Raw genomic sequence first — 21,270 nt, 5'->3', positions numbered from 1 at the left:
GCCTATTGACATTTTTCAAAACTTCAATAAAATTCACACAAATTAAGAGGAAAATATGGAAAATACAATTTTAGTTTTGGCTACAAGAAAACATGCTAAAAAACATCCCCGCACAAGAGCGCCGGCGGGCTAATACACATTTATATTGTTTTTTATAAGCCGGCGCAAGAAGCCGGCCATTTTTAATTTATAGGAGGAAAAAGATGAGAAGATTTACAAAGGTAGTAGCGGTGGTGTTAGTGTCTCTTGTAATGTTAGGAGTATTAACAGGTTGCGCAAGTTCAGGACAGGTAAGTGGCGTTGTAAAGGACCAGGGTGGTGTTGTAGTTCAAGGAGCAACCGTGTATTTAAATGACCAACAAACCTCAACAGATGCAAATGGAAAATTTGTATTTAGTAATGTAAAAGCAGGGGATTACGTTCTAAAAGTTGAGGCAGACGGTGCAACACCTTACCAAGAAAGCATCAAGGTTTCGGGAAGTGGTGTCTCAAAAGAAGTTACTCTTACTTTTAACTCTCTTGCAAGAGTTAAAAGAGCAGGCGTAATTGTCTTTGGATCTGACACAACTTATGCACCTTTTGAGTGGATTGACCCACAAACGGGAAATGCCATTGGGTTTGACGTTGATCTTGCAAACCTTCTTGCAAGTAAAATCGGTGTAAAGGTGCAAATCGTGACGGCAGATTTTTCGGGTATAATTCCTGCCTTACAAACAGGGAAGTTTGATGCAATAATTTCAGCAATGACCATTACAGATGAAAGGAAAAAGGAAGTTGATTTTTCAGACCCTTACTACAATTCAGGACAGGTGATTGCCGTCCAATCAAGCAATAATTCAATAACAAAACCAGAGGACCTTGTCGGAAAAACCGTCGGCGTGCAGACAGGAACAACAGGTGAAGAGGCTGCAAAAAAGATTAAAGGTGCAATTGTAAAAAGTTATCCTGACATTCAACTTGCACTCTCCGATCTTGAAATTGGAAGAATCGATGCAGTAATAAATGATCTTCCTGTATCGCTCTACTATGCAAAGACTCATCCAAAGGTAAAACTTGTAGGTTCCCTTTTCACAACTGAGCAATACGGAATCGCCTTTAGAAAAGATGAGCCAGAATTGAGAGATGCAATAAATAATGCATTAAAAGAAATCAAGTCAAATGGCGAATACGTTATACTTTACAAAAAGTGGTTTGGAACAGATCCTCAATCTATCCCATAGAGGTGATCGTTTATGCAATTTAGATTGGACTTATTCATTCAAACGCTGCCATTTCTTCTCCAAGGACTAAAAACAACACTTGGTTTAACTTTTCTTGCAATGATTTTCGGTATAGTATTTGGCCTTTTTATTGCATTGTTGCGCATTTCAAAGAGCCCTCTTTTACGGGGGCTCTCTTCAATTTATGTGGACGCCTTAAGAGGCACACCTCTTCTTCTTCAAATACTCATTGTGTATTATGTTTTTCCAGGTTTTGGGCTTAAACTTGACGCATTTACCTCAGGAGTTGTGGCGCTTTCCTTCAACTCTGCTGCATACATTTCAGAGATTTTCAGAGCAGGGATTGAATCAATTTCCTTTGGGCAGTTTGAGGCAGCAAACTCGCTTGGCATGAATTATTACCAAACAATGAGACATGTAATTCTTCCTCAAACAATAAGAAGAGTAATTCCACCAATTACAAATGAAATCGTTGCGTTATTAAAGGACACCTCACTTGTTATGATCACAGGTATTGCAGAACTTACGTATAAGTCAAAGCAAATTTCATCTGCAACGGCAAATGTGCTTACACCGTACCTTGCTGCAGGCATCATTTATCTTTTACTTACGATTCCTTTAACAAGGCTTTCACAAAATCTCGAAAGGAGGTTTGCAAAAGGTGATTAAGACAGTTAATTTAACAAAGAGATTTGGGTCGGTTCCAGTTTTTGAGAACATTAACTTTGAAGTGCAAAAGGGAGAAAAGGTCGTGATTGTTGGGCCATCAGGCGCAGGGAAAAGCACATTTTTAAGATGTTTGAATGCACTTGAATTACCCACATCAGGCGAGATTTATTATGAGGGACGTCTTATAACCCCAAAGACAAACCTCAACAAATTAAGAGAGGAAATCGGAATGGTTTTTCAGCACTTTAACCTTTTCCCTCACCTTACTGCGCTTCAAAATGTTATGCTTGGACCAGTGGTTGTAAAGAAAATGGATAAAAATCTTGCAAGAGATATTGCAGTAAATTACCTAAAAAAAGTTGGACTTGGACATAGACTCAATCACTATCCAAAGGAACTTTCAGGTGGCGAAAAGCAGCGTGTTGCAATAGCAAGGGCGCTTGCCATGGAACCTAAATTAATGCTCTTTGATGAGCCAACCTCTGCACTTGATATTGAAATGATTCAGGAAGTGCTTGATGTAATGAAAGAAATTGCGGAGAATGGTATGACAATGGTTGTTGTAACACACGAAATATCTTTTGCAAAAGAGGTTGCTGATAGGGTTATTTTTATGGCCGATGGTCGGATTGTTGAGGAAGGAAATCCTCTTGAATTTTTTGAAAGCCCGCAAACAGATAGAGCAAGAAAATTCCTTAGAAGTGTGCTTAGTGTATACACTGTGTAATTTTAAAATGTAACTATGCACTATTTATAAGGGATTTTACAAGGTATTTGTAAGATACTAATATTTTACAGTTAATAAAGGCTTTGTTAGTGAGGCTTTTTTACCTTTCATTTACGTGCGTTTAGAGAGGCAAAAAACTTGTTTTAGGTACTTCAACCCATTCTATTCCAAAACGCTTCTCAAAAACGAAATTTTAATGGGGTGGTAATTTAGTATTGATGCCTACTCTACGGTACTGTGCAGGGTTTTAAGGGTGGTTTTCTTTTCCGCTAAAATTAAAAACATACTATTTATGAAGGTTTGTAGGATTGAAAGTTTCCGAAAAACTTGCGAATATTTTTACGTATAAAATAGTTGGGGGGTTCGCATTAGGCTTTTATCCATTTTATTTAACTTAGTAGATTCCTTGCCTTCCGCTTCGGAATGACTAAGTGTGCGTCATTCCGAAGGAGCATAAGCGACTGAGAAATCTCTCTTAATGGAGGAGGATTCCGCCCTCTTCCAACTCCACCCTAAAATAGCAATTAGTCATCGTATATAATAGTGTAGGTAGTGAGAATGAGGAGCATATTCTTTAACAGTGCATCGTAAGTATTGTTAGAGGTATGTGGGGAAGTGATGATTTTTATCCGGTCATTGGTTTATTAAAACCGTTCGAAATGTTAAAACCACTTCCCCTTTTCCTCAAGAACCTGCACTTGGTACATTAGGCACATTAGCCTGTATTTACGATGATAGGTCAAGAGGAAAACTCAATAATCACATACCTAAAATAACTATTACCATTATAGGAGGTTGGATAGATGGAGTCAATACTTGCTATTGGTATTGATGTTTCAAAAGAGAAACTCGATGTGTCTTTCTTTGATGGCAAAAAGAGAAAGAGTCGTGTCTTCTCAAACAAAGATGAAGGTATTGAAGATCTAATAAAAGAAATTGAAAAGAGAATTAAAAAGGAGTTTGAATTAGAGAAGAAATTAGAAGAAACGAAAAAAGGTACAAAGAAAAGCAAAAAGAAAAATGATACTAATACCAATACTAATAGTATTACTAATAGTACTACCAATAGTATTGCTAATACTACCACTACTGATAATACTCCTACTATTACCGAAGTTCATATCCTCTTTGAATCAACTGGTTCATACCATGCAAGACTTGCACTTCAGTTGCTTAAGTGGAAAAGAGGAATTGGAGAACATAAAGCAAATGAAGATAGATTATACAATATACCCATCTTCATCTATGTCATTAATCCATTGGTAATAAGAAAGTATACTGAAGAATCCCTTGATAGAGCATCAACAGATAAAATTGCATCAGAGACAATCTGTCAGTATGTGTATGAGGCAGTTTCAAGTAATAGATCAAACATATCCTCAAGACAGTATGAGACTCTTAGGTCATTTTTGTTAGATTCCTCATATGAAGATAAACTTGAGATAAAGATACTCATTAAAACCCTTGAAGGACTCAAAAGAACAAGGACAAGAATACTCAATGAGATAGAGGCATTAGAGCAATATCCAGATTCATATGCTCATGATGCAATAGAGAGTCTAAAGAGAGTATTAATTGAATTAGAGAAAGAGATAAAAGAGATAGAAAAGAAGATAGACAATGTAATTAAAAACAAGGAGAAATACAGAGAACTATTCATAAGACTCACAGGTATACCAGGTATAGGTAAAAGAACTGCCTCTGCTATCATTGCATACTTTGGCACATTTGATTCATTTAACGATGCAAAGGAGGTTTCCTCATATGTAGGACTTACACCATCAATAAAGGAATCTGGCAAGAGTGTAAAAAGAGCATCATACAACATATCAAAGATGGGAAATCCATATCTAAGACAATTACTCTACATGGCATCTCTATCTGCATCAAGATACAATACTCAGTGCAAATTGCTATACAATAGACTCCTCACTAAGGGAAAGGAGAAGAAACTCATACATATTGCAGTTGCAAATAAACTCATAAGACAGGCATTCTCAATTGTGAAGCTCAATAAGTCATATGATCCAATATATGGATTAGATGAGGATATGGGAAAAGAGATCCTTAAGGAACATGAAAGAATAAAAGAAAAGAAAGCATTAATGAAAATTCTAAAACAACAGAAAGAGAAGAAGGAAAAGATCAATACCACCATCAATAACATACCTATACCATTAGATAACACATTAAACCACTATCCAAATATTGCAGAATACTGATAACTACTATATGGAAAACAATTTTCTAAAAACTTTCAAAATTCTCATGAAAAGGTATTGACTTAACACGGTACATTTCGAAGTTGCGAAGCCACGAGAAATCTCCGCCTTTTAGGGGAAGTTAGAGGGAGGTCTTGTTAATCCTCTCTAATATTAACTGAGGAGATGTCTCGCTTCGCTCGACATGACTCAAAATCTGAGGGGGCGAAATACCCCCTCAGTACTCCCCCAATAACACAATTATCTTGTAGTCATGCCGAAATGACTTTCTGAGGCATCTCCTTCTCTCAATCTGAGGGGTAAAATACCCCCCTCAGTACCCCCCAAAAAAGTCATCCCGAACGAATGTGAGGGATCTCCGCCTTTTCAGGGGGAGTTAGAGGGGGAGTCTTGCTAATCCCCCTCTAATTAGGATACCCTCCTATAACTTCACCCAAAAAATAAAAATCCTCCTCCTTTCAGGGGGAGTTAGAGGGGGGGTCTTCTTGTCCCCCTCTAAGGTAGGTATTCCTCAGGCTAAAGCCTTCGGAATGACAAACAAAAAATCAAATGGGATTTTGAAGTTAAGGGGAATTTGAAGAGCACATCTCCCTTCAATAATTGTCATACCTAAATACTGTGAGGCATCTTCGCCTTTCAATTTAAGGAAGGTAGACCCTCCAAATATTCACTTGTATAACAGATGATATGCTTCGCTTGTAAGGAATTTTTTATTCTTGTCTTTCCTTGAATTTTTGTAAAAGACGCTTTGCAGTTTCAGTTGCAGCAATGCCACCCTCACCTGTTTCTCTCAACTCAAGAGGAAGTCGCTCTCCAATGCGCTTCATTGCGATAATAACCTCATCAAGAGGAATAATCGTATTAATCCCTGCAAGGGCCATCTGTGCTGAAGCAATGGCATTTACTGCACCCATTACATTTCTCTTGATACAAGGAATTTCAACAAATCCTCCAATTGGATCACACACAAGCCCCAATACATTTTTTAGCGCAAAAGCCGAAGCACTTTCAATTTTATCAATATCATCAGAAAAAAGTGAAACAATTGCACCTGAAGCCATGGAAGAGGCTGCTCCAACTTCTGCTTGACAGCCATGACGTGCACCAGACAAACTTGCAAGGTTCAGGAAGACTTCTCCTATGCCCCCTGCAACAAAAAGCGCTTCAATTAATTTTTGTCGTTCAACTCCCTTTAACTTTGCAATCGTTATAAGTGAACCTGGTAAAACACCACATGAGCCAGCCGTCGGTGCTGCAACAATTCGCCCCATACACGCATTCATCTCAGATACTGCGATGGTATTTAAGATAACCTCAGTAAATTCAGGCGAAAGAAGGTGAAAACTATTATTACTTATATATTCCTTTAATTGGTATGCCCAACCATTCACAAAGCCTGTCTTCGAGATGTTTTTATTTCTTAAGCCCTTTTCAATTGCTTCTTCCATTGCATAAAGCGTTTTGTCCATCCTATTTATGACAAACTCTTCATCTTTTCCCTCGTTCAAAGCCTCATAATAAATAAGAAACTTGGAAAGGCTGAGCCCAGATGAGTTTGCTTTTTCTTTCAAGTCTGCAAAACTTTTAAATTTTATCTTCATGATATCACCCTAAAGTTCCTCAAGCCTTTCAACTGTTATTGCTTCTTTTATGTTTTTGTTTTCGAGGATCAAGGGAATCATATCTTTTGGAAAATCAGCATCAAGTTTAAAAACAGAAAGCGACTCACCAATCGAGGAATCTCTTTCAATTTCTGCTTTTGCAATGTTTATGCCCGCATCTAAAATCACTTTTGAGACATGCGCAACAATACCTCTCACATCTTTTGCAACAACGATTAACACTGGGTGCCTTCCAAAAAGACTTACTCTGTAACCGTTCACATTAAAAATATGGATCAAACCACCACCAATTGATTCCCCAAAAATGTAAAAAGATGTTTCACCATTATAAAATGTTATCTTGGCCGTATTCTCAGGAAAATCTTCATCAATCCCTTTAAAGTTAATTTTGTAATTTATACCCATTTCATGTGCAATATCAAATGCCTTAAGAATACGTTCATCATCAACATTGAAACACAAAATACCCGATAGTAGCGCAAGATCAGTTCCGTGCCCTTTGCCGGATTCTGAGAATGAATTAAAAAGGTCGATTTCAACAAGGTCAAAAGGACGCTCAACACCATAAATACGCCTTGCATACTTTCCAATCCTAACTGCACCTGCCGTATGTGAACTCGATGGCCCAATCATTATTGGTCCAATTATTTCAAAAATTCCCATATTGTAATTATACAACAATTTAAATTTCTCAATTATTGAAAATAGTGTTAAAATATATTGATTAAAATAGGAGGTGAAAAATGATACAATTGATTCTTTTTGTAATTCTCATTCTTGTAGTAATTGCAATTGCTCTCCGAAGCGTTATCGTTGTGCGACAGGCAAGCGCTTCCGTTGTTGAAAGGCTTGGACAATATTCAAGAACTCTTAGACCGGGATTACATGTCCTTATCCCGTTTATTGAAAGTATAAGAAAAGTTGTTGATCTAAGGGAACAAGTATGGGATTATCCCTCGCAAGAGATAATCACAAAGGATAACGTTGTTGTGAAAATTGACAATGTTATGTACTACATGGTAACAGATCCAGTAAAGGCAGTTTACGAAGTGCAAGATGTAGACCAGGCAATACTAAAACTTACGCAAACCGCTATAAGAAATGTATGTGGAAACTTAACGCTTGATGAACTCCTCACTTCAAGAGAAAAAATTAACGAGACTTTAAGGCACGACCTCGACGTTGCAACAGACCCATGGGGTATAAAAGTTACAAGAGTTGAAATAAAGTCGATTATGCCACCCCCAGAAATTCAAGAAGCGATGACAAAGCAGATGAAGGCAGAACGTGATAAACGTGCAACAATTCTTGAGGCAGAAGGTGTAAAGCAAGCGGCAATCCTTAAAGCTGAAGGTGAAAGACAGGCAAAGATACTCACTGCAGAAGGCGACAAGCAAGCACAAATTTTAAGAGCAGAAGGTGAAGCACAGGCACTCATTACCGTTGCAAAGGCAAAAGGGGATGCAGCAGAAGTATATTTCCAGGGAATCCACAGAGGACAACCCACAAAAGATGTTATTGCGATTAATTACCTTGATACCTTAAATAAAATTGCAGATGGTAAAGCAACTAAGATATTCCTTCCTTATGAGTCATCGGCACTATTGGGCTCGCTTGGCACAATAAAAGAAATCTTTACAAAAGAGGAAGAAAAAGGCGGAAGTGAAAAGTAAAAAGCCTGAAAGAAGGCACATATGAGCAAGCTAAATTTAACGATTTTTTGGATTTTAGTTGCAGCCGTATCTTCTATTATTGAAATAAATACTTTAACATTCTTCGCAATCTGGTTTGGTGTTGCTGCAATTGTTTCGCTTATACTTAACCTGTTGGACGTAGGATTTACCGTTCAAATTGTCGTTTTCATTATAACCTCACTTTCACTAATTCTCTCTTCAGAGTTTTTGCTAAAAAAGAAGCTCAAGCTTATAGGGTATCAGTACAAGACAAATATCGATAGCATCGTAGGAAAAATTGGACTTGTAACAAAGGATGTAAAAGACTTAAGTTATGACGGAGAAGTGCTTGTAGAAGGGCGTTATTGGTCTGCACTAAGCGAAGATGGAAGTGTCATTGAAAAAGGCAAAAAAGTTGTTGTAACGAGAGTTCAAGGCGTAAAACTCATAGTAAAAGAGGCAAATAGGGATTGAAACCCTTTTTATTTAGGAGGTTTATATGGCAATTGCGGAATTTACGGTAATTCCTGCAGTTCCAGAAGACGAGATTTACGAAATTGTTGATGAAGCAATAAAAGTTGTGATTGATTCAGGTTTAAAGTATGAAGTCTCTGCAAATAGCACTACCATTGAAGGTGACCTTGATACGCTGCTTGAAGTGATAAAAAAGGCGCATATCGTTGCAAGAGACAAAGGCTCGGGAAGGGTCTTTACAGTTATAAAAATTGACGATAAGAAAAACGGAGTTACAATCGAAGAGAAGGTAAAGAAATATAGAAAATAATTAGTATTTTGAAAGGCGCACTATTTCAAAAATTGTTGAATAAGTTCTCCTTGAAATAACCTTTGCGTTAGTGCGTTCAATTAGATATTGGATGCCACCATGCTGTCTAAAATTAATGTAATTTTTAAAGTGGTTTAAGCCTGCAACGAATTCAACAAAAATTACACCAAGGTCAGAGAAAAATGTCTTGGCTTTTATCAAATAATCTGCAATGATAACTTCTCTTGCAATTCTCAATCCCTCGTTAAGAACCAAAAATCTCTCAGACTCTTCCATTTCGTGAAGAGACATTGAGAATGTTGCAAAGTCAAATTCCCCATCCTCAAAAGTTTTTAGGACGTCTATGCCACCATGAATAAAATCCACATTGGTAAGGGTCATTTCGGTCTTCGTTTTTGAAGCAATTTCAATCATTTTTGAAGATAGGTCAATGCCAATTACGCTTTTACAAATAGAACCTAACCCAATCACAAGTGCTCCTGTGCCACTTCCTATATCAATGCATTTATTACAGTTCTTAATGCACGAAAGAATTTCATTTCTAAGACCTGCTAAATTCGGATCTATTATCCTTTTGTAAATCTCTCCATCATAGTAGTGAATTTTGTCCATCTGAATGAATTGTAATCAAATTTTCGATAAAGTCAACTTTATAGCATTACACTAAATTAACAAAAATTGTAAATGATCAATTATAGATAAAGGAGAACCGCAGAAAAGTGTAAGATGCTTCCACCAAGGACAAAAAAGTGCCAAACAAAGTGATTATATCTATAACTCTGAAAGGCATAAAAAATCACGCCAAGTGTGTAGGTCAATCCTCCTGCAATAAGAAGAATTAACGCACCTTTTGAGATATTTGAAACAAGAATTTTCCAAGCAAAGAGTACAAGATATCCCATTAAGAGATACGTAGAGGTAAAAAGCACTGGATACCTTCCTACGAAAAAGATTTTAAAGATGATGCCAATTATTGCAAGCATCCAAATAAGAATAAAAATATTCCTTCCTAATGTTCCTCCGATTGCAATTAGGGAAAATGGTGTATAGGTGCCTGCAATAAGAAGATATATAGCACAGTGGTCTAAAAGTCGTAAGAGTCTTTTCAACTTTACGCTTTTAACGTTTATGTAAAGCGCATGGTAAAGGGTGGATGCCGTATAAAGAAGTGTCAAAGTTATTCCAAAAATCAAAAATGCAAAAAACTTTGTTAAATTATTGGACCTTACACCCTTTATAATAAGAAGCACAAGACCTGCAATGCTCAAGGCTATTCCGACACCATGTGTAATGCTATTGCCTATTTCTTCTTTTTTGTAAAGAGTCTTCTCCTTGATTCTCACAACTTGATTTTAGCATGATTTCATGAAATTACGAAGAAAATTTAAAATGCCCGGAAGACTTTTGTTAAAATCCCCGGGCAAAACTAACTAAAATTAAACCCTATTTAACTATCTCTGCAATTCTTGAAAGTCTCTTTTCTCGATCTCTTACGAATCTTTCAATACCTTCAAAGACATGTCTTGGATCAAGGTGAGCCTCTTCAACAACCTCATCTACTGTTCCACCTGTTCTCCATCTGTTGTCCCAATCAGAAGAGAGGGAATATTCTTTAACGATTGGGTTTGCAATCCAATGGTACATGAGTTTTATTGACTCGTTTGTGATGACCATTGAATCGTGCCAAAGTTTCCACGGGAGCACCTTATCTCTATATTCCTGTGGTTCTCTTCTGAAAAGTTCATAACTTGGCGCTGAGACAATTCTTACGTTAAGTTTTGCTTCTCTTAATTGTGGAATTACCTTTACAACTGACAATGTTGAGCTTGTCCCCTGCACAATTACAGTACCCATTGGTTCAAGACCAGGATCAAAGTCTTTTAAGATATACGCACCATGCGCTGCTTCAAAATAGGAAGCAAGTCCCATTGCTTCTCTATCGGGAATGGGGATTGCGGGTCGTGTTAAGACAAGAGCAATTATTGATGCTTCCAAAGAAAGAGCTTTACCCAAGAGGACAGGCACTTCATTTGCTTCCCATGGAACAAGGTCTATAATATGCCCTTGTGGGAAAAGATCTCTTACGCCAGGCGCAAAAATGCCAAAGTGTGTTCGTGAATCATCAGCTGTTTCAGGGCCTGAGTGTCCCATTACCCAAATTGTCTTTCCAACTTTGAGTTGGCAGTCTTGTGCCAACTGAGAGAAGAGTCTCATCATTCCATACTTGAGATATGCAAAAGAGCCATATGTGGAAGATGCAGTATAGAAGCCATTAAATTCCTTAAATGGATCTTCAGCAAAATTTACTGATGCAATACCAACAGAGATTCCTGAATTTACAAATTCCGTAATCTCTTGTGGAAGTAGCACACCTTTTTTATTGCGCGATTTATCATACCACCCAAAACCAGGAAAATCTCCATAAGGTTTTGCAAAACCTGAAATTTGCGTTGAATCTGCAAGGTCAGCAGACATCGCTATAAATAGTGGTCTTCCATATTTTTTGCCGACGTATGCGTTGACCCATGCACCCCACTTTGAGAATGCCTCTCTGTTTGCTGCATGTGAGCCTGGTTCAAAGTAGAGATCCTTTGGATAATTTTTGTAATCATAAAGGGCGTTATCCATTAATGGGTTCTCGCCACCAAGTTCAAAAGTCGAAACTTCTTCAGGGACAGTTTTTGCAATTTCAATAAGTCTATTTGCAATGAAATCAAGAAGTTCCGAATCACTATAAATAACACTCATTGCAATATCGATATTTTCCTTGAACTGCTTGTAAATTTCTTCTTGTGTTTTTGGCGCAGGTTCACCAAAGCCATAAAATTTAATACCATATTTTTCTTGGAACTCCTTCTTTGTTTCCCAGAAGAGTTCTGAGTTCATCTTGTGAGGGGCACCGTGAGATGCATTGTCATATTTTAGATATCCACGGCCTTTCCTTGTCTTAAAGTATGCTACATTGGGGACATTTGGCTGGATATTTTTTTCATCAAAGAGTTCTGCCTCTGTCCTTAAAACTTCCCTAAAGTCGTTTCCATTTTCAGTGCCAATAACACGCCACCCATGGCAGCCAAGCCACTCTTTTGGAGTGCCATAAACTGTTTCAGAAACAGGATGGTCATCAATGCCATAGTTATTCCAGTCAACAAGGAAGAATAGGTTATCAAGCCCTAATCCCCAAGCGGAATTTGCAGTTTCATGGAAGCCACCAGGTGTAAGGCCTGCATCTCCTTCAATAACTACCACCTTAACCTTATCAAGACCTGCCCTTTTTAGTGCAATTGCTTCACCTGCAGCAGCGGTTATTCCGTGCCCTGATGGGCCAGTGTTAAATTTGAGAAAGAGGGTTTTACCTTCAAATTCTGCATGCCCCGAAAGACCTTTATTTCTTCTAAAACCAAGTAAATCCTCTGGAAGAAGTGCAAATTCTCTTCTTAATTTAAATTTTTCGTCGTGAGTTTCCTCATATTTTTTTTGAAGTGCTCCATTTAAAACTGCAAGTGTTGCATAAACAAGCGGAATTGTATGTCCTGCACCTAAAATAAATCTGTCGGAAAATCGCTTTTCGGGATACCTAATGTCATAGTGCAGAAACCCTGAAAGCATTAGTGTTACAAACATGTGCATCTTTGAACGCGATCCACCTGGGTGTCCGCTTTGTCTGTAGTTAAGCATAAGGTCAATAAGTGTGTCTACAACATCGCCTACTTTCTCAAGGTGTTTGAGTTCTTTTTCGTTTATTTCCATAGTTACTCTCCTTTCCAAAAAATTTCTTTATACTCATTTTCAACATCTCTAACAAAGTTAATCATTCCCTCTTCGGTTTTCACATGCTTTATCATATCTTTAAGCACATAGAAAGGAATTGTTGCAATATCGCATCCCACTTCCAAAATTTCTCTTACCTGCCTTGCATTTCTTACAGATGCCGCAATTATTTTAGTAGAAAACCTGTAATTTTCAAAGATCTCTTTAATTATCGAAAGCATATGCACTCCACTTACTATTCCATTGTCGTTAATAACCTCATCATCGTATTCCATACCATCGGAGGGAAAATAATCTTCCTTCTTAAACTCCATTCCAACCTTTGTGCGGAGAAAATCATCAACACGTCCAACAAATGGACTTACATATTCAGCACCTGCTTTAGCAGCAAGAAGCGCTTGCTCAGGAGTCATAACAAGAGTAACATTAACGGGTATCCCAGCTGATTTTAATTCCCTAACTGCCATTATGCCATCAAAATCGTTACCCTCACCAAGATTTGGATTTATGGGAATTTTTACAACAACATTATTTGCAATGTAGTTAAACTTTTCATACAGAATGGTTGCCTCTTTTACCATTTTTTCCCTATCAGTGCTTATTACCTCTAAACTTACCGGACGGAGCCTTCCTGCAATACGCAAAATCTCCTTTATGTAATCTTCCATTGAGGAAATTCTATCACGATATTTTTGCAACGCTTTCTTAATCAGGGTTGGATTTGTTGTTATACCATCAACAATGCCCCAAGAAATTGCTGTTTTAATCTCTTCTATATCTGCCGTATCGATAAAAATCTTCATAGGTCATCATCTCCGCTTTTTATATAGTAGTGAATTGGCAATGCAACGAGGATAATTGCAAGCCCAATAGGTCCTGTTAAAAGCCCAAGGATAAACCATCCAAAGGCATTACGCCCCTTCTTATGAGCAACAACTGCAGTAATAATTGCAAAAATTAAAAGAATCACAAGGATTGCAATAGGGATTATTAGCATAAGATAAACCCGATTCATACCCATAAAATTATTAAAATAATCTATAAACATGTTTACCTCCTTTCAGACTATTTTAGCACAAGAACCCTTAAACTGCAATTATATTTTATTGAGTCAATACTTACACAAAAAATTATTTTATGTAGACAAGACGTCCCTCAATTTCTCTGTCAATGTTTTGGTGTAAATTCAAATACTCTTCTATCACATCGGATTGAGAAGTTGAGACAACCTTTGGAGGTTTTATTGTTTTTAATGCCTCTGCGCTAATCTTGAAGAATTTTTCAAAGTTATCGTAGTGAAATCCTTGAAGAGCAATTGTATAAACATTCTCAAATTTAACAGGAACACTATCTAAAGATAAAGACTCAAGTTGATCCTTTTGGGTATTAAATACAGCCTTAACACCTTTACTTACCTGATAGTGCTCTCCATCGCTAATTTTGTTTTCATTGGACATAAATGTATTGAACATTTTGAATAGTGTTTCTCCTGTAACAAAAAATTTGTGAATTGTATCTTGAAAAGGAAACGCAGATTTTAAATCTCCAAGCGTAACAACAGGCCCTAATTCCTTCGCTCTGATTGATCCACTTCCAACAAAGGCAACGTCCACATCTGCACGCTCTTTGAAGATATCTGCAAACAAATTTCCTAATTCTGTTTCTATTTTTCTATCAGGATGGGTAAGTTTATGTCCAAAACGTGTAACAATAACATTATATTTTCTTTCGACAACTTCTTTAAAAGAATCTATAAACTTCTCAAGTTCAAAGTCAGGAGGTGCAATTCCCTCTTCTATAGGTATAAGTTGCCAATTGTATTCTACAACGCTATTCGTATCATCATCAACCAGCACATCAAAACGCCCAATCTGATCTGTGCCAACACCTGCTTGTGCAATGAGGATTCCGTTAACTACTTCTGGTTTTTCAAGAATCGTGTGAGAATGTCCACCGATGATTATATCAACACCCCAATTTGGATCAAGCATGCTTGCGAGTTTCTTGTCGTTTTCAAAACCAATATGTGTAAGAAGGATAGTTAAATCAATATCCGCATCTTTATAGGCATTCGTAATACGCCCAACCTCATCTCTTGCTTCTTCAAGCGTAATAAAACTTCCAATGTCTTTATCTCTTGAAAGTGCATCAATTACTTCCTGAGTAATGATCCCAATAAAAAGGATGTCAAAACCTGCCTTGTTAATAATAGTGTAGGGTTTCATTAAACGTTTATGATATGGCTTAATGTAGAGATTTGCATTTACAATAGGAAAGTTTGCAACTTTTTCAAGAAAAAGGAGATGTGGAAGTCCATAGTCAAACTCGTGATTGCCAAGTGTTGCAACATCAGGAGCAAGGTAATTCATAAGTTCAATGGTAGAAATTCCTTTAAACTCTGTGTCAATAATTGACCCTTGAACCATATCCCCAGAAATAACATAAAGCACATTTTCTTCTTCCGATCTAACTTTGTTAATGTATCCTGAAAGAAGTGAAAGCCCTCCAACCAATTTGCCTTTCTCACCTCGCATTTCTGCCATAAAATCACCATGCATGTCATTCGAATGTAAAATAGTGAACTTTTTAGTGTTCATAAAAACTCCCCCCTTTTTGTTAAAATTTTAATTTACCCTCTACTTTCATTTTAGATAAACATAAAATTTTTCAAAAAGTAGATTTTATCAAGAATTCAATCGTGATAAAGTCTTCTAAAACCAAAACTTTTTGCAAGTCTCTTTACTTCCAAATACTCTTCATGGGTTATCCCTCTTGAAAGTAGAGGATTATTTTTGTTCTATCAACCTTGCATTCCCTTGGACAAATTGTGCAACTTTTCAAAGTTTCAAAGGCAAGCTTTTAAATTTTTGTGAAATCTGTTTCGACTGTATAATATAATGTGAAAAGGTGTTTGCTTGTTGGAAATGGCGCAAAAAATCCGCCGCAGTTTCTAAGGGACCTTGCAAAAAGTGTTGATTTTGTTATAGGAGTCGATGCTGGCGCAGAAACACTTCTTGAATCTGGTGTAAAGGTTGACCTTGCAATAGGCGACTTTGACTCCCTTAGAAACAAGGACTTACTCAAAAAGATAAACCACCTTGAATATCCAAAGGAAAAGGACTATTCAGATACAGAAATTGCAGTAACACATGCGCTTTCCCTTGGATACGACGAAATCATTCTCACAAACATGCTTGGTGGAAGAACAGATCACCTTCTCTTTAACCTTTCGATTCTATACAGGATTTTTAAAGAAGGGAAATCTGCAAAAATTCTTGAAAATAAGGAAGAAATCTACATATTTAATAGCAGTATCGAAGTCAAAACCGATATAAACGATATAATTTCGATATTTCCACTTTTAGGAAAAATCTCGTTCAAGGATTCAAGAGGTCTTTATTATCCACTTACAGGTAAAAGTGTTGAATTAGGAGAGACTTTGACACTCAGTAATTACGCAGTTTCAAACTCTGTTTTTGTCGAAATTGAAGAGAGTATTGCAATTTTGATTTTAAAGAGAGCAAAGCCAAAATACACTTAATTACTCTTTTTGAATGAGTTTATTTAAAAGATTTTTGAACTCTTTCTTTACGATTTCTTCGTCAATAGTGAGAATTTTTCGATTTTCCATTACGATTTCGCCATTTATAATGACAGTATCGGTACTTTCGGGGTACATTGAATAGATTACATTTGAGTATGGAGAGTGCATTGGAATCATCTCAACAGAGTCTTTTCTTATAAGGATTAAATCAGCCTTAAAACCTTCTTTTAGAACACCAACATCGTTAAAGCCCAACGCCTTTGCACCATTTACCGTAAGCATATCAAATGCATCTGAAACACTTAATTTTCTTGGATTTCCTGAAATGCCTTTTGCAAGCAAACTTACAATTCGCACTGCTTCAAGAACTGATAAATTGTTATTCGATGCAACTCCATCGGTACCAACTGCAAGTTTAAGGCCACTATCGACAAACCTATCAACTGGTGGAAGCCCTGAGCCAAGTTTCATATTGCTTTCGGGATTTAAAGAAACCCAAACACCATTTTTCTTTAGAATTTTAATATCGTTTTCACTTACCCAAACACAGTGAGCAGCAACCACTTTTTCATTGAGGAAACCAATTGAAGCAAGGTATTCAATGGGAGTTCTTGTGTATGATTTCATATAGTCAATAACTTCTTTTTCGGTTTCGTGCAAATGTGTTTGCACAACACAATCAAATTTCCTTTGAAGTTCCTTTGTGTATTTCAGAAGTTCCTGACTTACGGTATATGGAGCATGTGGTGCAAGGCTTACTAAAATCTTATCGTCTTTTCCAGCAATTTCTCTAAATCTTCTTTCAACCTCCTCTATAATCAACTTATCCATAAACGGCTTTGAGGCATAGGCAATACCAATATTTCCACGCATGCCAATTTCAGAAAGTGCCCGCTGTGTTGCCTGTGGATGGAAATAGAAATCTGCAACCATTGTTGTCCCTGTCTTTATTGATTCAATTGCAGCAAGAAGAGTGCCAAAATATACCATATCATATGAAAGATGCTCTTCAAGTGGAAAGATATGCTTATAAAGCCAATCCTGTAGAGTTACATCTTCGGCATAGCCACGCATAAATGTCATCGATAAGTGTGAATGGGTATTTACAAATCCTGGCATTGCAAGAAAGTTGCTTCCATCGATTATCCTTGAATAGTTATCCTCTGGTGCACTATTCCCTATAAAGGAAATTCTTGAATCTTTTATAATGATATCAACAGATTCTTTATAGGTCTTTGAATCTAAAATCGCAGAGACATTTTTTATGAGAATCATAGGTTTTCTTTTCTTTCAAGTGGAATGTAGTGCAAGTCTGTTATAACCTCGGTTTCGGTTTCTATGAGTTTTCGAATATCCTTCGGGAGATTAAAAAGCGCAATGTGGGTTTCTCCATCGTAGAAACGCAAATCTCCCGTTATGCGCTCCTTTATCATGTAATCAACATCTTCTTTTGTAAATGTCTTGGGATCGTTTTTCTTTGAGGCAATTATAAAACCCCACGTTGTATCAAACGCAGGCACGTATGCAAAATAACTTCTAACAATTGGGAACACTTGTTTAAGGGTATTTCTAATAATTGTGTGCATCTTGTAATTTGTAACCCTCAAAAGAGATGCTTGTAAAACGAAAACTCCGTCTTCTTTAAGCCTATCGAATATCGTTTTGTAGAACTCAACCGAGTAAAGTTTATATGAAGGACCACCTTCGTATGGCTCCGTCAAATCGCTTATAAATACATCAACCGAATTATTGGAAAGATTGCTTTCAACAAATGCCCTTGCATCGCTATTGATAAGTGTTGCTCTTTGGTCATCAAATGCACCCTGATGCCACTCTTTCATGTATTCTTTTGCAATATCCGTTGCATCCTTATCGATATCAACCATAATTGCCTTTGTAACACTTTTGTGCTTGAGGATTTCTCTCAAGGTTGAGCCTTCTCCACCACCGAGAATTACAACAACCTTAGGAGAATGTGCAGTAAGTAATGCAGGGTGCACAAGTGACTCGTGATAAATATACTCATCAACAAGAGAGGATTGAACATCCCCATCAATAATAAGCATCTTACCAAAGGTAGGACTCTCTACCACTTGGATAAACTGGTAGGGAGTCCTCACCTCATAAATAATTCTCCTGACGCCATGGAGATGTTCTTCTGCACCTCCAAACCTGTCATGGAAGTAGAGATAGTTCTTTTCCATACACCTTAGTTTTTACAGAACGAACTTTGTGTAGGTATTTTCCTTCGTGTTCCTCTCCACGGAAGACTTCCGTTGTCTGGACGTACTTTGCGTTGAGATGTTCTGCAACGTACTCACAGGCAATCTTTGGATCAATGTCTCCACAAGTGTAAAAATCCAACGCAGCATAGCCATACTCTGGCCATGTGTGAATGGAGAGGTGAGATTCGGAAATTACCACCACCCCACTAACTCCCTGAGGAGTAAAGTGGTGAAATGCAACGTTCAAAACTGTTGCATTAGCCTTTTTTGCCGCTTCAACAAGAAGCGACCTCAGGTAATCCAGATCATTCAGAAGCTCTGGGTTGCAACCAGAGGCATCCATAATAATGTGTTTACCTTCTGTGCGCATTTCAGCCACCCCCTTCCAAAGAATTAGTGACAGCCACCCTGCTTAACGAGGGGCTTCCTGTTTACACAGGCATAACATCCGACCAGTCCAGCCGTAGGGTTTTTTAAGGAGTTGTCCTTCTCCTTTTAAATTTCCTGCGTAGCCACTCTTTAAGCAAGAGCGCTTTTTGCAGGGAGGTGGTAAGGTGTATAACCTTATCGGTGTATTTATATCAAAAATTGTAAAAAATGCAATAGTCTTTATGCAATTTCTTTAAGAATTTTTTAAGTCAAATTTTTGTCAATAAAATTAGTATTCAAAATCAATTTTGTTTTATAAAATTTTTAAAATTTCCTGAAGTGCATATAAACTTGCATATTTAGTATGTTCGTAATATATACCACCTTGAAGGTAGCCAATATAGGGTTGAATCATCGGCGCATCGCAAGATAACTCAATCGATGACCCTTGAACAAACGTCCCTGCAGCCATAATAATTTTGTTTTCGTATCCTGGAAGCGGAGCAGACTCAATTTCGGCATCTGCATCAACAGGTGAAAATTTCTGAATTGATTGTGCAAATTTTAAAAGAAGATCAACGCGTCCAAATTTTATTGCCTGTACTATATCCGCTCTTTTTTCAAAATATCGCGGCTTTACCTCGAAACCTACATCCTCAAAAATTTTTGAAGCAAATATAGCACCTTTCACTGCATTTGACACAACAAGTGGTGAAAAGAAAATTCCCTGAAGGATATTTCGAGTAAGTCCAAGCATAGGTCCAATTTCCTTTCCAACACCAGGTGCAGTAACTCTTGCAGAAATTTTTTTAATGAGATCTCTTCTCCCAACGATATACCCACCAGTAATTGCAATTCCCGCACCTGCATTTTTAATTAAAGAGCCAACAATAATATCTGCACCTATATCACCTGGCTCTTTCTCCTCAACAAACTCGCCATAACAATTATCAACCATCACAATAGCGTTAGGATTTACTGCTTTTACAATTTTTATTGCATTTTCAAGTTCGTCTATCGATATTGAATCGGAAAAAGTATAGCCTTTTGACCGTTGAAAAACAACAACCTTTGCCTCTCTTATTAGATCCTCATTAAAGCCATCCCTAAAATTAAACTCACCGTATTTAACACCATATTCTTTAAGTGAGCCTTCAACTTCACGAATGCCAATAATCCCCTCTCCTGTTTCGTAAGGTTTTCCACTTGCATAGACAAGAAGGTCTCCCGGTCTCAATAACCCAAATAGTGTAATAGCGATTGCATGTGTGCCAGAGATTATCTGAGGACGAACTATTGCATCCTCTCCACCGAAAATTTTTGCAAAAATTAATTCTATTTTTTCACGCCCAATGTCGTTATAACCATAGCCTGATGTATAACCAAAATCTGAATCGTGTAAGTGAACGCTCTGAAATGCATTAAGCACTTTAAGAAAATTCTTTTCACGGATTAAATCTACTTCTTTAAAATACTCTTTAAGGGACGATTCTATATCCCTACCCAATTCTATAAAATGGTTTTCAATTTTCATTTATAAATTCACCTACCAATCTTTTAATTTCATCTACTACCTTTTCAAGGTTCGTTGAGTCAAACCATAAAACATTCTTCTCTTTTTTAAACCAAGTGATTTGTCTTTTTGCAAAATGGCGAGTGTTTTTCTTGATAAGTTTAATTGCATCTTCAAGCGTTATTACTCCTTCAAGATAATCAAGAATTTCCTTGTAGCCTATTGCTTGTCTTGCAGTTTTTGACCAACATGGATACATCTCTTTCAATCTTCTTACTTCATCAATAAGCCCGATTTCGACCATTCTATCGACACGATTTTCTATGTCCTTATAGAGAACCTCTCTTGGCTTTACAAGGCCAATCTTTAAAAATTGGAATTTACCTTCGGGGTTTTTTACTTCTGAAATTTTCTTACCAGTTTTATTGTAATATTCAATTATCCTTATAAGACGCTTCTTATCAAAAACCTTATTAGCAGCCTCAAAATCGATACTTTCTGCAAGTTTCTTTAACTCATCAACGGATTTTTCTGAAAGTGCCTTTCGCAATTCTGTATCAGGAGAAGGTGACTCTTCCACTGGGAAATTCTCCGTAATTGCCCTTATATAGAGCCCAGAGCCACCTACAATAAGTGGAATCTTTTTTCTACCATAGACTTCTTCGCTTAACTTTAAGAATTCTCTTTTGTACTGACTAACGCTATATTCTTCACTAACATCAATGATATCAACAAAGTGATGAGGTATTTTTTCTCTTATTTCCCTTGGCACCTTTGCGGTACCTATATCCATTCCCTTATAAAATTGCATTGAATCTGCTGAGACAATCTCAAGTGGAAATTCTTTTGCAAGTTCAATGCCAACCTCACTTTTATGTGTTGCAGTTGGCCCAAGAATTACAATAACTAAGTTTCCCATACCTTTCTATTT

Annotated in this window: 21 protein-coding genes; 8 read left to right on the top strand and 13 right to left on the bottom strand. The window is 37.1% G+C overall.

Annotation, left to right across the window (positions count from 1 at the left end; genetic code table 11):
• Positions 1–203 precede the first annotated feature (203 nt).
• From CSE_RS02380 to CSE_RS02365, 4 genes are all read left to right on the top strand, one after another.
• Positions 204–1,220, top strand: coding sequence for a beta-sandwich domain-containing protein (locus CSE_RS02380; RefSeq protein WP_014453044.1), 1,017 nt, complete (start codon positions 204–206; stop codon positions 1,218–1,220).
• A gap of 12 nt (positions 1,221–1,232) precedes the next feature.
• On the top strand, positions 1,233–1,889 hold the full coding sequence (locus CSE_RS02375; RefSeq protein WP_014453043.1) for an amino acid ABC transporter permease: 657 nt from the start codon (positions 1,233–1,235) through the stop codon (positions 1,887–1,889).
• Positions 1,882–2,616: an amino acid ABC transporter ATP-binding protein gene (locus CSE_RS02370; RefSeq protein ID WP_014453042.1), complete on the top strand. Its 735-nt coding sequence runs from the start codon at positions 1,882–1,884 to the stop codon at positions 2,614–2,616. The genes CSE_RS02375 and CSE_RS02370 overlap by 8 nt, the downstream gene beginning before the upstream one ends.
• 803 nt (positions 2,617–3,419) lie before the next feature.
• Positions 3,420–4,838: an IS110 family transposase gene (locus CSE_RS02365; protein WP_014452577.1), complete on the top strand. Its 1,419-nt coding sequence runs from the start codon at positions 3,420–3,422 to the stop codon at positions 4,836–4,838.
• Between the two features lie 710 nt (positions 4,839–5,548).
• Here CSE_RS02365 and sdaAA read toward each other — a convergent pair.
• Both sdaAA and sdaAB read right to left on the bottom strand, forming a co-directional pair.
• A complete protein-coding gene (sdaAA, locus tag CSE_RS02360; protein WP_014453040.1) occupies positions 5,549–6,439 on the bottom strand; it encodes an L-serine ammonia-lyase, iron-sulfur-dependent, subunit alpha in 891 nt (296 codons plus the stop codon).
• Between the two features lie 9 nt (positions 6,440–6,448).
• Positions 6,449–7,123 (bottom strand): L-serine ammonia-lyase, iron-sulfur-dependent subunit beta, encoded by a 675-nt coding sequence (gene sdaAB / locus CSE_RS02355; protein WP_014453039.1) that lies wholly within the window; start codon positions 7,121–7,123, stop codon positions 6,449–6,451.
• An 80-nt stretch (positions 7,124–7,203) separates the two neighbouring features.
• Between sdaAB and CSE_RS02350 the strand changes: the two genes are divergently transcribed.
• Genes CSE_RS02350 through CSE_RS02340 form a run of 3 tightly spaced genes read left to right on the top strand, consistent with a single transcriptional unit; the run spans position 7,204 to position 8,917 of the window.
• Entirely contained in the window at positions 7,204–8,133 is a 930-nt protein-coding gene (locus CSE_RS02350; protein WP_014453038.1) for an SPFH domain-containing protein, read from the top strand.
• Between the two features lie 21 nt (positions 8,134–8,154).
• Positions 8,155–8,607, top strand: coding sequence for an NfeD family protein (locus tag CSE_RS02345; RefSeq protein WP_014453037.1), 453 nt, complete (start codon positions 8,155–8,157; stop codon positions 8,605–8,607).
• Between the two features lie 25 nt (positions 8,608–8,632).
• The gene (locus tag CSE_RS02340) at positions 8,633–8,917 is read left to right on the top strand and encodes an MTH1187 family thiamine-binding protein (protein WP_014453036.1); all 285 of its coding nucleotides are present in this window, start codon (positions 8,633–8,635) and stop codon (positions 8,915–8,917) included.
• On the opposite strand, the gene CSE_RS02335 is transcribed toward CSE_RS02340, so the two are convergent.
• The 6 genes from CSE_RS02335 to CSE_RS02310 all read right to left on the bottom strand — a co-directional run bounded on the left by CSE_RS02335 (position 8,918) and on the right by CSE_RS02310 (position 15,285).
• Positions 8,918–9,529, bottom strand: coding sequence for a class I SAM-dependent methyltransferase (locus CSE_RS02335; RefSeq protein ID WP_014453035.1), 612 nt, complete (start codon positions 9,527–9,529; stop codon positions 8,918–8,920).
• 80 nt (positions 9,530–9,609) lie between these two features.
• Positions 9,610–10,260 carry a PAQR family membrane homeostasis protein TrhA gene (trhA, locus tag CSE_RS02330; protein WP_014453034.1) on the bottom strand — a complete coding sequence of 217 codons (651 nt, stop codon included), beginning with the start codon at positions 10,258–10,260 and terminating at the stop codon, positions 9,610–9,612.
• Between the two features lie 100 nt (positions 10,261–10,360).
• Positions 10,361–12,667 carry a transketolase-like TK C-terminal-containing protein gene (locus CSE_RS02325; protein WP_014453033.1) on the bottom strand — a complete coding sequence of 769 codons (2,307 nt, stop codon included), beginning with the start codon at positions 12,665–12,667 and terminating at the stop codon, positions 10,361–10,363.
• 2 nt (positions 12,668–12,669) lie between these two features.
• Positions 12,670–13,491, bottom strand: coding sequence for a transaldolase family protein (locus CSE_RS02320; RefSeq protein ID WP_014453032.1), 822 nt, complete (start codon positions 13,489–13,491; stop codon positions 12,670–12,672).
• The gene (locus tag CSE_RS02315) at positions 13,488–13,736 is read right to left on the bottom strand and encodes a hypothetical protein (RefSeq protein WP_014453031.1); all 249 of its coding nucleotides are present in this window, start codon (positions 13,734–13,736) and stop codon (positions 13,488–13,490) included. The genes CSE_RS02320 and CSE_RS02315 overlap by 4 nt, the downstream gene beginning before the upstream one ends.
• A gap of 82 nt (positions 13,737–13,818) precedes the next feature.
• Complete coding sequence (locus CSE_RS02310; RefSeq protein ID WP_014453030.1) at positions 13,819–15,285, bottom strand: bifunctional metallophosphatase/5'-nucleotidase; 1,467 nt, start codon at positions 15,283–15,285, stop codon at positions 13,819–13,821.
• Positions 15,286–15,599: 314 nt separating this feature from the next.
• On the opposite strand from CSE_RS02310, the gene CSE_RS02305 reads away from it, so the two are divergent.
• Complete coding sequence (locus CSE_RS02305) at positions 15,600–16,229, top strand: thiamine diphosphokinase (RefSeq protein ID WP_041726030.1); 630 nt, start codon at positions 15,600–15,602, stop codon at positions 16,227–16,229.
• Here the strand turns inward: CSE_RS02305 and CSE_RS02300 are convergent, their stop codons facing one another.
• The 5 genes from CSE_RS02300 to miaA all read right to left on the bottom strand — a co-directional run bounded on the left by CSE_RS02300 (position 16,230) and on the right by miaA (position 21,258).
• Positions 16,230–17,507 (bottom strand): amidohydrolase, encoded by a 1,278-nt coding sequence (locus CSE_RS02300; RefSeq protein WP_014453028.1) that lies wholly within the window; start codon positions 17,505–17,507, stop codon positions 16,230–16,232.
• Complete coding sequence (locus tag CSE_RS02295; protein ID WP_014453027.1) at positions 17,504–18,436, bottom strand: fused MFS/spermidine synthase; 933 nt, start codon at positions 18,434–18,436, stop codon at positions 17,504–17,506. Before CSE_RS02295 ends, CSE_RS02300 begins: the two co-directional genes overlap by 4 nt.
• Positions 18,408–18,827 carry an adenosylmethionine decarboxylase gene (gene speD, locus CSE_RS02290; protein ID WP_014453026.1) on the bottom strand — a complete coding sequence of 140 codons (420 nt, stop codon included), beginning with the start codon at positions 18,825–18,827 and terminating at the stop codon, positions 18,408–18,410. The genes CSE_RS02295 and speD overlap by 29 nt, the downstream gene beginning before the upstream one ends.
• A gap of 312 nt (positions 18,828–19,139) precedes the next feature.
• Positions 19,140–20,360, bottom strand: coding sequence for a methionine gamma-lyase family protein (locus CSE_RS02285; RefSeq protein ID WP_014453025.1), 1,221 nt, complete (start codon positions 20,358–20,360; stop codon positions 19,140–19,142).
• A complete protein-coding gene (miaA, locus tag CSE_RS02280; RefSeq protein WP_014453024.1) occupies positions 20,350–21,258 on the bottom strand; it encodes a tRNA (adenosine(37)-N6)-dimethylallyltransferase MiaA in 909 nt (302 codons plus the stop codon). Before miaA ends, CSE_RS02285 begins: the two co-directional genes overlap by 11 nt.
• Between the last annotated feature and the right edge of the window lie 12 nt (positions 21,259–21,270).

This window comes from Caldisericum exile AZM16c01 (assembly GCF_000284335.1).
Lineage (GTDB): Bacteria > Caldisericota > Caldisericia > Caldisericales > Caldisericaceae > Caldisericum > Caldisericum exile.
Note: the sequence above shows the minus strand (reverse complement) of the source record. Positions and strands in the feature narration are given on the sequence as shown.